This window comes from Terribium retamae (assembly GCF_022347545.1).
Taxonomy (GTDB): Bacteria; Pseudomonadota; Alphaproteobacteria; order Rhizobiales; family Rhizobiaceae; genus Mesorhizobium; species Mesorhizobium retamae.
Map to the genome: position 1 here is coordinate 1 of NZ_JAKREW010000014.1, position 14,069 is coordinate 14,069.

The 14,069-nt window shown below is 62.2% G+C and carries 13 protein-coding genes; 5 read left to right on the forward strand and 8 right to left on the reverse strand.

Annotated features, from left to right (window positions below; all coding sequences use genetic code 11):
- Positions 1-146: 146 nt before the first annotated feature.
- Positions 147-1,199 (reverse strand): D-alanine--D-alanine ligase family protein, encoded by a 1,053-nt coding sequence (locus L4923_RS15300; RefSeq protein WP_239366537.1) that lies wholly within the window; start codon positions 1,197-1,199, stop codon positions 147-149.
- A gap of 168 nt (positions 1,200-1,367) precedes the next feature.
- Positions 1,368-2,261, reverse strand: a complete 894-nt coding sequence (locus L4923_RS15305; RefSeq protein WP_239366539.1) for an SDR family oxidoreductase — start codon at positions 2,259-2,261, stop codon at positions 1,368-1,370.
- A gap of 95 nt (positions 2,262-2,356) precedes the next feature.
- On the opposite strand from L4923_RS15305, the gene L4923_RS15310 reads away from it, so the two are divergent.
- A complete protein-coding gene (locus tag L4923_RS15310; protein ID WP_239366541.1) occupies positions 2,357-3,187 on the forward strand; it encodes a helix-turn-helix transcriptional regulator in 831 nt (276 codons plus the stop codon).
- A 60-nt stretch (positions 3,188-3,247) separates the two neighbouring features.
- Here L4923_RS15310 and L4923_RS15315 read toward each other — a convergent pair whose 3' ends face one another.
- The 6 genes from L4923_RS15315 to L4923_RS15340 form a co-directional block, all read right to left on the reverse strand.
- Positions 3,248-4,120 (reverse strand): SMP-30/gluconolactonase/LRE family protein, encoded by an 873-nt coding sequence (locus L4923_RS15315; RefSeq protein WP_239366544.1) that lies wholly within the window; start codon positions 4,118-4,120, stop codon positions 3,248-3,250.
- Positions 4,117-4,758 (reverse strand): 2-dehydro-3-deoxy-6-phosphogalactonate aldolase, encoded by a 642-nt coding sequence (locus L4923_RS15320; protein ID WP_239366546.1) that lies wholly within the window; start codon positions 4,756-4,758, stop codon positions 4,117-4,119. The genes L4923_RS15315 and L4923_RS15320 overlap by 4 nt, the downstream gene beginning before the upstream one ends.
- Positions 4,755-5,699 (reverse strand): 2-dehydro-3-deoxygalactonokinase, encoded by a 945-nt coding sequence (locus L4923_RS15325; protein WP_239366548.1) that lies wholly within the window; start codon positions 5,697-5,699, stop codon positions 4,755-4,757. Before L4923_RS15325 ends, L4923_RS15320 begins: the two co-directional genes overlap by 4 nt.
- On the reverse strand, positions 5,696-6,463 hold the full coding sequence (locus L4923_RS15330) for an SDR family NAD(P)-dependent oxidoreductase (RefSeq protein ID WP_239366549.1): 768 nt from the start codon (positions 6,461-6,463) through the stop codon (positions 5,696-5,698). The genes L4923_RS15325 and L4923_RS15330 overlap by 4 nt, the downstream gene beginning before the upstream one ends.
- 156 nt (positions 6,464-6,619) lie before the next feature.
- On the reverse strand, positions 6,620-7,969 hold the full coding sequence (locus tag L4923_RS15335; protein WP_239366550.1) for a putative bifunctional diguanylate cyclase/phosphodiesterase: 1,350 nt from the start codon (positions 7,967-7,969) through the stop codon (positions 6,620-6,622).
- A gap of 116 nt (positions 7,970-8,085) precedes the next feature.
- Positions 8,086-9,879, reverse strand: a complete 1,794-nt coding sequence (locus tag L4923_RS15340; protein ID WP_239366551.1) for a GtrA family protein — start codon at positions 9,877-9,879, stop codon at positions 8,086-8,088.
- Between the two features lie 110 nt (positions 9,880-9,989).
- On the opposite strand from L4923_RS15340, the gene L4923_RS15345 reads away from it, so the two are divergent.
- The 4 genes from L4923_RS15345 (at position 9,990) to L4923_RS15360 (ending at position 14,029) form a co-directional block, all read left to right on the forward strand.
- Complete coding sequence (locus L4923_RS15345) at positions 9,990-10,982, forward strand: glycosyltransferase (RefSeq protein WP_239366552.1); 993 nt, start codon at positions 9,990-9,992, stop codon at positions 10,980-10,982.
- A complete protein-coding gene (locus tag L4923_RS15350) occupies positions 10,979-11,353 on the forward strand; it encodes a GtrA family protein (RefSeq protein ID WP_239366553.1) in 375 nt (124 codons plus the stop codon). Before L4923_RS15345 ends, L4923_RS15350 begins: the two co-directional genes overlap by 4 nt.
- 81 nt (positions 11,354-11,434) lie before the next feature.
- On the forward strand, positions 11,435-12,376 hold the full coding sequence (gene gshB / locus L4923_RS15355; protein ID WP_239366554.1) for a glutathione synthase: 942 nt from the start codon (positions 11,435-11,437) through the stop codon (positions 12,374-12,376).
- Positions 12,377-12,496: 120 nt separating this feature from the next.
- The gene (locus L4923_RS15360; RefSeq protein ID WP_239366555.1) at positions 12,497-14,029 is read left to right on the forward strand and encodes a YifB family Mg chelatase-like AAA ATPase; all 1,533 of its coding nucleotides are present in this window, start codon (positions 12,497-12,499) and stop codon (positions 14,027-14,029) included.
- Positions 14,030-14,069: the final 40 nt, after the last annotated feature.

Sequence of the window (14,069 nt, forward strand, 5' to 3'; positions counted from 1 at the left end):
GCACGAACCGAGGCAAGCACTCCGCCAAACCGGCCGATCGGCGTGCGAACATAGTCGCAGATATAGGCTTCGCTCATGTCGTGCTTCCTTCCCTCGTCTGCGCCGTCCGGCACAGAACCATCCGATCGCATCGGATTGTCTTGATTTCAGCTCACCAGACGGCGAGCAGCGGTTTCGGCTATGGCCTCGGCGAGGCTCATCGCCCACTGCGCGCGACAATAGGCGCGGAAATCGAAACAGGGCAAGCCGGGGCAGACCTCGAATTCGATGAGATGAACCGTATCGTCCGCATCGACGCGCAGATCGATGGAAAAGACGTCACGCAGGCCAAGCCCATCCATCAGCCCTTCGGCGATGCTGCGGATCTGGGCATCGGCAGAGGGCTGGGTTGCGGCTAACGGAACAAGTGAAGGCTCGGCATAGAGACCGGTTGCCTTGGCATCGGCGCCGGTGTCGCCATAAAGCGCCAGGCTGTCGGCCATGGTCTGGAAATCCGCGCCAGACTCCACCAGGAAAACCCCTAGCGACGACATGTCGGCCTGTCCCGTCATGTCGAGGAAGCTTGCGCGCACGTTGCGGCCGGAAACATAGGGCTGCACGACGACATCGTCGCGGTAATGCGAGAAGACGCGGCGGCTGAGCTCCAGCGCATGTCCGAGATCGTGACAATGCGAATCCGGCCAGATGCCTATCTTGGCGCCGAGCCGGTTCGGCTTCACGAACCAGCCGTTTTCGCTAGCAGGTGGCTCGACCAGCCAGCGGCCGTCACGAGCAAGGCCGGCTCGCGGCACCGGCAGGCCGAGAGCCGCAAGCACCGCACCGGAGCGAAACTTGTCCTGGCAAAGCGCAAAAAGCGAATCGTCTGCACCGAGTGTCCTCAACCCGGCAAGCCGGGCCAAGGCGGGAGCGGCCCCGCCTCGGAAATAGGCGATGCCATCCGTCAGCGTCCAGACCAGCGAGCTGTCGGAATCTGCGCTGGCCATCACAGCGGCTGCTTCGGCCAGTTCCACCGGCGTGAACGTGATGCCTCGCTTGTTTGCCTCGCGCCAGATCTCGGCAAATTCAGGCGCAAGGTCGGTCGATTGGGCAAGGTAGGATGCAATCTCCGCCGCGCGTTCCTGCGGATAACCTTGCTCGAGCAGCCGACCGAAGCAGGCTTTTTCCGGTTCGTAGACAAGGAAGAGGCGCGGCTGCGGCATGGCGGCTGAAGACCAGTGAAATTGGGCGCCAGTGTCGCTGCTGCTCCGTCATCCGGTTCCGACGAAACCGACCTACGCGGCAACGCCAGCGACCAGAGCGGAGTTATCGAAGGTGCCCCCCACCGTAGCCTGAAAGCTGCCATCGTGGGCGGGATGTGTGGTCCAGGGCTACGTTGCCGAATAGTCCATGTCTTTCAGGTCCTCAAGGAGACTTGACCCTGTCGGTGTCCAACCCAGTTTTTTTCGCGTGATGATGCTGGAAGCCGTGATGTCCGCTGAAGCGAACATGGCAAACCAGCCGAAATGGGCTTCAGCTTTGTCTTTCGGAATCGAGATTGCAGGCACCCCAAGCCCGGTTGCGATAACGTCGGCGATATCGCGCGCGGCCACCCCCTCTTCCGCTACAGCATTGTAGCGGGCGCCAGGCTCGGCACGATCGAGCGCCAGAACGTAGAGCTTCGCCACATCGTTCACGTGACCTGCGGCCCAGCGGTTGGCACCTTGGTGGACATAGGCGACGACGCCCTTCTGGCGCGCCATCTCGATATAGGGTGAGATGAGGCCCTGTCGGACGGTGTCGTGCACCTGGGGAAGTCGAACGACGCCGAGGTTGACGCCCGCTTCGAGCTGCTCCTGGCCGGCCAGTTCCGAGGCTATGCGAGGATTGAAATGGTGAGCGTCGAACACATCCTCGCGAGCGGGCTCGCCATTGCCTGGATCACCGATGCCGACGCCCGAAGTGATGAGCAGCGGCCGGTTCGATCCCCTTAGAACGGACCCAAGCGCGGCGATGACGCGGCGGTCCTTTTCGCAGTTGGCCGCGAAATTCGAGAAGTCATGGTCGAACGCGGTGTGAATAACCGCGTCGGCATTCTCGGCTCCTTTCGCCAGGCCAACGGGATCTTCCAGCGTTCCAAGATGAGCAGATGCACCTCTATTGGCCAGTTCCTTCGCTCCCGAGTCGGAACGGGTGAGGCCGATCACCTCATGACCCGCGGTCAGCAGTTCGCGAAGGATCCGGGAGCCGATAAACCCGGAGGCACCAGTTAGAAAAACACGCATGCGAAATCTCCTGCATTGACGCACAGGCAGATCTCATAGAAAATTGTACTGTTAAAGTAGTGACTTTATCATGGTATAATTATCAGCAGGATCGCATGAGCGAGAACGCTTCCGAAAATGCACTTGGCACATTCCTGCGCGACCGGCGCATGCGTCTCGATCCGGCTGTCTTCGGTTTCCAGGCCGGACGCCGGCGTACGCCGGGCCTGCGCCGTGAGGAAGTCGCCCAGCGCGCCAATATAAGCCCGACTTGGTATACTTGGCTGGAGCAGGGGCGAGGCGGGGCACCGTCCGCCCATGTGCTTGATCGCATCGCAAGGGGATTAATGCTGACCGAGCCCGAGCGCGATCACCTGCATATCCTTGCCTTCGGCCATCCTCCCGGGCCGCGTTACCGGCAACAAGACGGGATCACGCCACGGCTGCAGCACGTGCTGGACGCCATGCCTTTCAGTCCTGCCATCGTTAGGACAGCGACGTGGGATGTGGTGGCGTGGAACAAGGCCGCGACCGTAATCCTGACGGACTATTCCAGGCTGCCGAAGGAACGGCGCAATATTCTTCGCATGATGTTCTCCGATGAGCGCGTGCGCGCGGCGCAGGACGACTGGCGCAACGTTGCCCGTTATGTCGTCGGCGCATTCCGAGCTGACGCTGCGCGCGCCGGCGCGGGGGTGGAAATCCGGCAGTTGGTCGATGAGCTCTCCGCTATCAGCCCGGAATTTAAGGCGATGTGGAACGACAATGAGATCGCGGCCACGCGCGAAGGCATCAAACGCCTTCACCACCCGGACCTTGGAGCGATCGAGCTGGAGTTCTCGACCTTCGCGGTCGAAGGCCGGTCCGACCTCAACATGATGGTCTACAGTCCGGCGAACCCTGAGGTGATGGAACAATTTCGCTTGCTGATCGCCGGCGCTTGTTGATCCTACGGGACACAGGTTAGCCGGAAGCGCCCTTCCACAGGATCAGCTTTTCGGGGCCGTTCAGATCAGCACGCGTGGCTCAAACCGGCCTCGGACCGGAAAATCGATCAGGAAGGTCTTCCCGGCATCGGGATCGGCAGCCCGCTGGGCTTCGTTCTGATCGGCCCAAGCTGAAGTGACGGCCAGACGATCGGCTTCGGCGCCGATAAACGCCGGGCAGGAGGGTTGGCTGACAGGCATCGGGATGGAACGCACCAACTTGCCGTCCGGCGCAAAGGCATTGACGGTAGAAGCGCCCCAGCAGGCATTCCAGAGGATGCCGTCACGATCGACAACCGAACCATCGACATAACCGACGCTCTGCCGATGGTCGCCGAACAATTTGGGTTCGCCGAGCGGCAATCCGGTAGCTGGGTCACAGTCGACCCGCATCAGCAGCTTCTCCTCGCTGTCGACATAGTAGGCGACAGCTCCATCCTCGCTGAAGGCAATGGAGTTCGGCACGGTGATCCCGTCATACAGTTTGCGCAACTCACCCTTGAAGAACCAGTAGATGGCGCCGGCCTTCTTCTCGTGTGTCTTGCTCATCGTGCCGAGCCAGAAGGCACCGCACGGATGCACGCGTGCATCGTTGGAGCGCGTGCTTCCGTTCTCAGCTTCGATCGGCGTATGAAGCGTGAGCTTGCCGGTCGCGATGTCCCGCAGATGCAGGCCGGTCTCGGTGAAAACCAGCTGCCGCTTGTCGTCGACAATGGCGATGGCGCTCGCCATCTGGCCGAGGTCATGTACCTTTGTAGCGCCGCTGCGGCCGCGTTCCAGCAACTGGCCATGCACGATGTTGAACCAGAAGAGCTTGCCCGTCGTGGGATCGTAGCTCGGACCTTCACCGAGTTCGCAGACGTGGTCGGACAGGACCGAGACGATACCGGTCATTTTTGTTCTCCAAAAACCTGATCCCAGACGACGACGGCGGCTTCCGCACGCGCGGCGACGTCGGCCACTGTCATGCCCGGCTTGAACAGGCTGGAGCCCAGCCCGAAGACACTGACGCCAGCCGCCTTATAGCCGGCGAAGTCCTTTTCGGAGACACCGCCGACCGCGCCCACCAGTGTTCCGGCCGGCAGGACTGCGCGCATTGCGGCAATCCCGCCAGGGCCCAGCACGCTCGCAGGAAAGAATTTGAGCGCAGATGCACCAAGCTGGATAGCCTGGAAGGCCTCGCTCGGCGTTAAAACTCCCGGCATGGTGACCATGCCGTGATGCGCGGCACGGCGCATGACATCGGCGTCGATGTTCGGACTGACGAGAAGCCGCCCGTCAGCCCGCTTCAATGCGTCTACATCCTCGGCGGTCAGCACCGTGCCGGCACCAACCAATGCTTCGGCCGGGAGCGCCTTCGCGATGGAGGCGATGGACAAGAACGGATCGGGCGAGTTCAGCGGCACCTCGATGGCTTCGATGCCGGCCCGGTAAATCGCCTCGGCAACAGCCACTGCCTCGTTCGGACGCAGGCCGCGCAGAATGGCGACGAGACCGCGCTTCAATTGTGGAAATGGCGCCGTGAGGCTCATGTGGTCTTTTCCTTCCGGGCAATCATGCCGTTTTCTTGCGCGGCAGCGAACAGGCCGGCGCGCACGGCAGCATCGGCATCGACGGACCGGATCTGAAGCCCGGCCAAAGCCAACGCCTCGGCATAAAGCGCGGCGAGTGCGCCCGATCCGACCAGCACCACCGAACCGCCTTCGGTCCCATGACGACGCCTTGCGGAAGCGATCTCCCCACCGATGAGCAGCCCTGACAAGCGGGCAGCTGATTCATCCGGCTTCAAATCTTGCAGCAATCCGGCGGCGCGGATGGCAAACAGCCGCGACGAGACATCGCCGCCGTCTTCGAGAGCCTGCCGGCACCAATACCGGAAGCCTTCGTTGCCTGCGGTGACCGCTGCAGGCCGTTCGCCGAGCGAGTGACGCAGGATCGAATGGGTCGCGAGGACGGAAAACAATTCCCCTGTTGGCCAGGTGCTGAAGCCGGTGACCGCCCCATCTTCCACCACCACCCATTTCGAGTGGGTGCCTGGCATGCAGACGAGATGTTGTCCCTTGGCTGGGAGAGCTGCGCCCGCCAGCTGCGTTTCCTCGCCACGCATGACGTCCGGTGCATCCGCCTGCCGCTGCGCCAGACCGGGGACGATACGCACGTCGCGTGTGGTATCGGGCACGCGGATGGCGCCCTGCAGGATGGCATCGATGCGCGATGGCACATCGACATAAGGCGCTTCGATCCAGCCCTGCCGCGAACCCGCCATGCCGCAGACGACAACCGGCAAAGTTTCTGGTGCCGCCATGACGGCGAGGTGTCGCTCGAGCACGTTTGAGAAGCCGGCTTCGCGGGCCGTGATCAGGCCGTCGTCGCCACGCCGCTCGGCCAGAACCTTACCGTCGCCGGCAAGCAGCCAGACGCGCAATCGGGTGGTACCCCAGTCGACGGCGGCGATGGCGGGCGTCTCGCTCACAGCACGCCTCCGTCGACGATCAGTGTCTGCGCCGTCAGCATGGCCGAGGCATCCGAAGCCAGGAACAGGCAGGGCCCCACCATGTCGTCGGGATGCATTTCGCGGGGGATAGCCTGGCGGGCGACATGGGCCTCCACCTTGCCGGGAGCGGCCCATAGCTGGCGCTGGCGCTCGGTGATGACCCAGCCGGGTGCGATTGCGTTCACGCGAATGCCGTCCTTGCCGTAGCGGCCGGCAAGACCCTTGGTCAGGCCGATGATACCCGCCTTTGCGGCCGTGTAGGCCGGCATGTCACCGATATTCAACATGAAGGAGGTCGAGGTGAAGTTGACGATGGCGCCTTGCCCGATCTCCTTCATGCCGGGCACGACAGCCTGCACGGTGAAGAAATGCGGCCTGAGATTGATTGCCAGATTGTCGTCCCATTCGTCGACGCTCACCGTCTCGGCAGCGTGGCGGATATCGTTGGCGGCGTTGTTGACCAGCACGCTGATCGGCCCATGCGCAGTCTCTGCGGCTTTCACCGCCGCCCGCAGTGCATCGATGTCGCGCAGATCGGCGTTGAGGAATAGCGGTTTGCTTCCGGTAAGGTCTGCGACCTCGCCGCACAGCGTGCGGCTTTGTGCTTCGGCAATGTCGATGAAAGCGACCTTCGCGCCCTGACGGGCAAAGCCTTCCGTCAATCTGGCGCCGATGCCCGTGCCGCCGCCGGTGATCAACACCGACGCGCCTTCCAGATCGGCGAACCGCACCGATGGCATCATATCGCTTCCTCCCGCTTGAATGACGGCGCCGCATCCTAGCCAGCGGCTTGGCCGGAGCAAGCTTGAAAATGCTTATCGCATCTTTTGTCAGACAAATAGTAACCGGGAAGAAGCAGCCAATCCGCATCGGCTGGCGGGCATAGGCTGGTCCAGATGCTAGATCGCCTTGGCGCGCAGGGCACCACGGAAGGAATCCCGCAGGTAACCCAGCGTCGAGTCGGCATCGGCGGGCTTGCCGAACAGGTAACCCTGTCCGCCGGCACATCCGAATTGGACGAGGCGGTCGGCTTGGGCCTCCTGTTCGATACCTTCTGCCACCACGTCCATGCCGAGTCCCTCACACATGGCGAGAATGGCACGGATGATATGCTCTGACGGCCGATCGTCGAGGATGGAGGAAACGAAGGCGCGGTCGATCTTGAGCTTGTCGAAATTGAATTCGCGCAGGCGGCCCAGCGACGATTGGCCGGTGCCGAAATCGTCGAGTGAAACACGGATGCCGACGCGGCGCAGGTCCTCGACGATCTTTTCGGCCGAGACCGGATCGTTCATCAAGCCGGTCTCGGTGATCTCGATTTCCAGCCGACGCGGATCGAAACCGGTGCGATCCAGGATCGACAGGATGTGCAGGCCGGTGTTCTGGTCCACAAGCTGTGACGGCGACAGGTTGAAGGACAGGAAAAGATCGCCGGGCCATCCGCGCGCCGCCTCGGTAGCCTTGCGCAGTACCAACTGCGAGAGTGGACCGATGATACCGCGCTCCTCGGCGATCGGAATGAAGACGGAAGGCGAAACCGGACCGAGATCCGGGTCCGACCAGCGGGCAAGCGCCTCGAAACCGATGGTGCGACGTGTGCCGAGATCGACGATGGGCTGGAAATGCGGTTCGACCTCACCGGCGGAGACAGCACGCCGTAGAGCCTGTTCTATGCGGGTGACGCGCTTGGCAGCCTCTTCCATCTCGCGGGTGTAGACGACGACCTTGCCGCGCCCCGAGCGCTTCGCGTGGTAGAGCGCGGTTTCTGCCTTGTTGAGCAGGATGTCGGTCGTCTCTTCGCCGGAATAGAACAGCGAGCAGCCGGCGGAAGCCGAAAGCCTGGCGGTGCGCTCACCGACATCGTAGGGCGCCGAAAGGATTTCGATCAGCATGCGCGCCCGTTCGGTGGCGGCCTCCTCGCTGAAGACCATTGGATAGAGGAAGGCGAATTCGTCGGCGCCGATGCGGCAGACCGTGGAATGGCTGTCCATCGACGCGCGCAGGCGCATTGCCACCTGGATCAGGATGTCGTCGCCGGCCTTGTGGCCGAACAGGTCGTTGATGGGCTTGAAGCCGTCCAGGTCGAGGATGCCGACGGCGAAAGGGGCGGGGTCGTCCGAGCGGTCCGCGATGAGACGCTCCACCTTGTCGAAAAAGCGACGGTGGTTGCCAAGGCCTGTCAACGGATCGGTGAAGGCCAGATCCGTGTTTTCCCTATGCGTCTGCCCGGTGCCAAACGACGTTTGCATCGGCGTCCCTGTTCTTATTCTGGAATTTCTTATCAGAGTGACATCAAACCGTTTAAGAAAGGTATCTCGAATATAAGCCGGCACTTTCACTCAAGCGGCGTCGACACCGCTGAAGGTTAGCCGGGCTTGACGCGGTAGAGTTCGAGCGGCTTACCCATGCTGGCGGCTACCGGCTCAAGCCAGGATGGTAACGGCCCCTTCATGAGCGTTGCAAGGAAACCATTTGGTGCCAGGCCAGCAAGATAACTGGTTTCGGCATCGGCTCGGCAAAGCGCGATCAGGCCGACATGCTGGTCGCGTACGATCCGCTCCGCCTCAGCGGAAGGGCTGCTGAACGTGTCCAGCACGAGAAGATTGCCTTTGACATTGCGATGATATGGCCCGGCCAACACACGGTGTTGGGTGTGGACGAGGATCGGCGATCCGAGATTGGATACCGCAAGAACGGTGGTAGCCGGTTGCGTTGCCAGCATTGCATAATCGCCCGGGGCTTCGCAGGTGTAGCGGAGGCTGCTCGCGATCGGCTTCGCTTTGCCGCCAGCGAACGTTGAGATCGAGGCGGCGCTGACGCTCCAGACGCCGTTTAACGAAACCAGCCAGGCCATGATCATCGCGACCGTGACTTTTGCCGAAGGTGCTGTCCTCACATTTTCGCGCCAACGAGCCACCCAGCTCCCCAGCGGTATGACGGCGAGCGCGATCGAGAAGTTCGCGCCGCGCACCTGCCAGACGCTGACAGCGAAGGCGGCGGCGAGAAGCGTCCCGACGATGCACACCTCGCGGCGGTGGTCGCCTCGCATGAGGCTACGCAAAACGAGTGCAAGGCCGATCAGCGGCGTGGCATAAGCCCCAATCGCCGTTGCGGGTTTTTCGAGCGCAAGCTGCAGGAAGGATTGCGCCTCGGAGACATTATCCAGCCATAGCGAACGCAGGCGCGGATCGAGATCGTTGTAGGGGCTGCGCAGACATTGCGGAAAAAGCAGCGTGATCGCGGCAATGACGGCCAGCCCAAGCAGGCACAGTGCGACAGATCTGCGCAGCGGACTTGAACGAACAGCGTCAATTGATGCCATTACGGTAAGACCGAGACCCGAAACGGCTGCAAGCACCAGCTGCACGAGGGAAAAGCTGTCGCAGGCGGCGGTGCTCCAGGCCGCTGGAGCAACGGTTGCTGCAAAGACGGCCGCTGAAATCCCGGCGAAGCCGAGTCCAAAGCCGCGTGCGACATTTGCCCCATGGTTGTCTCGCAGCAGGAATTCGCCTGCCGCACAAAGGCCGATCGCAGCGACCAGCGGTGCGGTTTCCATGCCGATCGCAAGGGTCGATGCGGCACAGGCGCCGGACAGGATCGCTGCCGATTGTCGACCCGGCGCCGCCAGCAGGAAATGCAGGCTCGCTGCAACGAGCATCAGCTGGACGTTATGATGGTCGATGTTCCCCGGCTCGCAGATAGCCAGGAAGAAAAGCGCGGCTGCAGCGACCACCAGGGCCGGGAGGGTTGTGAGTTCCCCGCCGAAGCGCCGCGTTGCCCGGACGAGGAAGAAAACGGTAGGAGCGTATATCAGCGTCGGCCAGACGATCTTTGCAAAGGTTTCAGCGGCGGACGAAGAAAAGCCGAATGTCTCGGCCACTGTGATGAGCGCTGCAAGCGGTGCGTCCACCAGACGCGACCAATGCATGATGAAGCCGCCTTTCGGACCCATCCTGTACTGATGCAGATCGAACCAGTCCTGACCGGCCAGGAGATCGCGTACCTGTACCAATCTGAGCAGGCTGTCATTGTCGCCATTGCCTTCGGTCATAGCCCGAAAGCCACCGCCGGCACTGATAGCGAGTGCGATGAATGCGGTGACGAATGCCCAGGCAAGGTCGCGCCGCCAGCCGGAAGCCGCATTTTCGGCCGCGTACATCGCAGAATCCCCAACCCGCAGATGTTTTAAACGTAGCCTTAACGGCTTCAACAAATAGTAAAGCCCAGCTCGCTGGCGCTTGGTCGCCCCCGGGCCGGCGAGAAACAGCGATGGTACACGAAGTCCGCTATGAACCCACGATTGCGGTCCTGCTGCCCTGCTACAATGAGGAGCCGACGATCGCCGACGTCGTGCAGCGGTTTCGCGAGGCGCTGCCGTCCGCAACCATCTACGTCTACGACAACAATTCGAAAGACCTGACCGCCCTCAGGGCGCGCGCCGCGGGCGCTGTCGTGGTGCGCGAACCAAGGCAGGGCAAGGGCAATGTCGTACGGCGTATGTTCGCCGACATCGATGCCGACATCTATCTGATGGCAGATGGCGACGGTACCTATGCGCCGGAGGATGCGCCGTTGCTCATCAACACGCTGCTCACCGAGCGCTGTGATATGGTTGTCGGTACGAGGCGCGGCGTCACAAACGATGCCGGCCGCCAAGGCCATGCCTTCGGCAACCGAATATTCAACAGCCTGTACAAGCGATTGTTCGGGCGCGACTTCACGGACATATTCTCGGGCTACCGTGTCTTCAGCCGGCGTTTCGTCAAGAGCTTCCCGGCGGTATCCGGGGGATTCGAGGTCGAAACGGAAATGTCGGTGCACGCTTCGCAACTCAAGCTGCCGGTCAGCGAGATCGCGCTCGACTACGGCCGCCGCGTCGAGGGCTCATCTTCGAAACTGTCGACATGGCGGGACGGCGCCAAAATCCTTTGGATGTTCGCCATGTTGATGAAGGAAACGCAACCCTTGCGCTTCTTCGGGGCCTTTGCCGAGCTGTTCATGATCGCCGGCTTATTGTTCATGGCGCCAGTCCTGATCGAATATTTCGAGACTGGACTGGTGTCGCGCCTGCCGACCTGGGTGCTTTCCGTAGCGTTGGTGATCCTGTCCATGCTGATGGCGGTTACCGGGCTGATCCTCGATTCCGTCTCGCGTGGGCGGGCCGAACAGAAACGCCTCGTCTATTTGTCGCTGTCGGCTGGCCGCCCTGCCGGCGGCGCGGCGAAGTCTCTTGCTTCGGAACGCTCCCAGCACGCGGCATGAAGAGACTGCTGCGCTTCGGTCTCGTTGGTGGAGTCGGCTTCCTGGCTGATGCGGCGATATTGCAGTCGTTGCTGGCAACGACGCTGCTCGATCCGATCAGTGCCCGGTTGGTATCGATCGGCCTCGCGCTGTTCGTCACCTGGCTGCTCAACCGATATCTGACTTTTGCGCCGAGCAGCCGTGGGGCCGTGGTGGAAGGCGCACGTTACGGCGGCGTCGGTATAGCCAGCAGTGCGCTGAACTATGCCGTCTACGCGGCGCTCATATTGGCGGTCCCATCGATGGTCCCCCTGGCGGCTCTCGCCATTGCCTCCGTGGTCGCCATGGGGTTTTCATTCCTCGGCTATTCACGGCTGGTCTTCGATCGCTGACGCTGGCCCCATGCAGCAGGATTGGCAGGAACACGGCAAGCCTATACATGCTGGCGACAGACCTTCTTCTGGAGACCCCGTATGCCGCTGAAAGTCGCCGTCCAAATGGACCATGTCTCGACCGTGAATATCGCGGGCGACACGTCCTTTGCATTGTCTCTCGAAGCGCAGCGGCGCGGGCATGAACTGTATCACTACACGCCTGACAGGCTGTCGTTGCGCGACGGCAAGGTGTTCGCCCGCATCGAGGCGATGCAGGTGCGCGACGTGAAAGGCGACCATTTCACACTTGGTGAAGCTGTGCGCACGGATCTTTCGGAGATGGATGTCATTCTGCTCCGTCAGGACCCGCCCTTCGACATGAACTACATCACCACCACGCATATTCTGGAGCGCATCCATCCAAAGACGCTGGTGGTGAACGACCCGGCCTGGGTGCGCAACAGCCCCGAAAAGATCTTCGTCACCGAGTTCGCTGACCTGATGCCGGAAACGTTGATCACCAAGGATCCGCAGGAAGTGTCCGCGTTCCGCAAGGAGTTCGGCGACATCATCGTCAAGCCCCTCTACGGCAATGGCGGTGCCGGCATCTTCCATCTGCACGAAGCGGACCGGAATCTGGCTTCCCTCCTTGAAATGTTCGGCCAGCTGTTCCGCGAGCCCTATATTGTCCAGCGGTACCTGAAGGATGTGCGCAAGGGCGACAAGCGCATCATCTTGATCGATGGTGAACCGGTCGGGGCGATCAACCGTGTGCCAGCCGAATTCGAGTCGCGTTCCAACATGCATGTCGGGGGCCGCGCCGAGAAGACCGAACTGACCGCACGCGAGCGCGAGATCTGCGCGCGCATCGGCCCTTCCTTGAAGGAACGCGGCTTCATCCTTGTCGGCATCGATGTCATTGGCGACTACATGACCGAGATCAACGTAACCTCGCCGACGGGCATTCGAGAAGTAAAGCGCTTCGGCGGCGCCGACATCGCAGCGCTGTTCTGGGATGCCGTCGAGGCCAAGCGCGGCTAGCTGCCTTGCAGCCGTACCCCTTTGTTCCTGTATTGTTCTTGATCTGAACAGGAAACCATGCTTTTTTGACCCTGTGGCCATTCCGGCCACGCGGACGGGGTGTCCGCCTTGGGGGCTTCGATGGTTTCGCGCGTTCGCACGGTGGCGTTCCAAGGCATCGAGGCCGTTCCGGTCGATGTCCAGGTGATGATCGCGCCGGGCAAGGTCGGCATGTCGATCGTTGGCCTGCCCGACAAGGCCGTGGCCGAGAGCCGCGAGCGCGTTCAGGCCGCTCTCCATGCCTCGGGCCTATCGATGCCGGCCCGCAAGGTGACAGTGAATCTGGCGCCGGCTGATCTGCCCAAGGAGGGCAGCCACTACGATCTGCCGATTGCGCTTGGCCTGATGGCCGCACTCGGCGCCATTCCTGGCGACATGCTGGCTTCTTATGTCGTTCTGGGGGAACTTTCGCTGGACGGCACGATCGCGGCGGTTGCGGGTGCTTTGCCTGCGGCGGTCGGCGCCAATGCCGAGGGACGTGGTTTGATCTGTCCGCGAGCATGCGGTGCCGAGGCGGCCTGGGCAGGCGCCGATATCGATATCATCGCGCCGCACAGCCTGATTGCCATGGCCAATCATTTTCGCGGCACGCAGGTATTGTCGCGCCCGGAACCTGGTGTCCATCGCAGCGCCCGCGACTTGCCGGACCTTGCCGATATCAAGGGCCAGGAAAGTGCCAAGCGCGCACTGGAGGTGGCGGCGGCCGGCGGACACAATATGCTGATGGTCGGCCCGCCGGGCTCCGGCAAGTCGATGTTGGCACAGCGCCTTCCCTCGATCCTGCCGCCACTGGAGCCGAAGGAATTGCTGGAGGTCTCGATGATAGCCTCCGTTGCCGGCGAACTCGCCGAAGGAAAGCTGACCGACCGGCGACCATTTCGTGCGCCGCATCACTCGGCCTCGATGGCGGCGATGGTCGGTGGCGGATTGAGAGCTCGCCCCGGCGAGATTTCGCTGGCCCATAATGGCGTTCTTTTTCTCGACGAATTCCCGGAATTCACGCCGCAAACCCTCGATGCCTTGCGCCAGCCATTGGAAACCGGCGACTGCATGATCGCGCGCGCCAATCACCGCGTCACTTATCCTGCGCGCATCCAACTCATCGCAGCGATGAACCCATGCCGGTGCGGCATGGCAGGCGAACCCGGCTATCGCTGCCTGAGGGGCGAGCGCTGCCGGACCGACTATCAGGCCCGCATCTCGGGTCCACTGCTCGATCGTATCGATCTCAGGGTCGACGTACCGGCCGTCTCGGCCAGCGACCTCATCCGACCGAGCCAGCCCGAGACGAGCGCGGTGGTTGCCGAACGGGTGGCGCGGGCACGCAACATCCAGCGCAGGCGTTTCGAAGTCCGGGGCATCACGGGCGTTACGCTCAATGCCCATTGCTCGCCAGCCTTAGTCGAAGCGATTGCAACACCGGACGCCGCAGGCCTCGCACTGCTTAGCGAAGCCAGCGAAAAACTCGGCTTTTCCGCGCGGGCCTACCACCGCGTGCTGAAAGTGGCGCGCACCTTGGCCGATCTCGATGATTGCGAAACCGTCGGGCGCATTCACCTCGCCGAAGCGATTTCCTACCGCATGGCTTCAGGCCGCTTGTCGCAGGCGGCATAGGACGCCTGTCCTTGCGATGCGCAGAGAGTGTAGCCCGTTA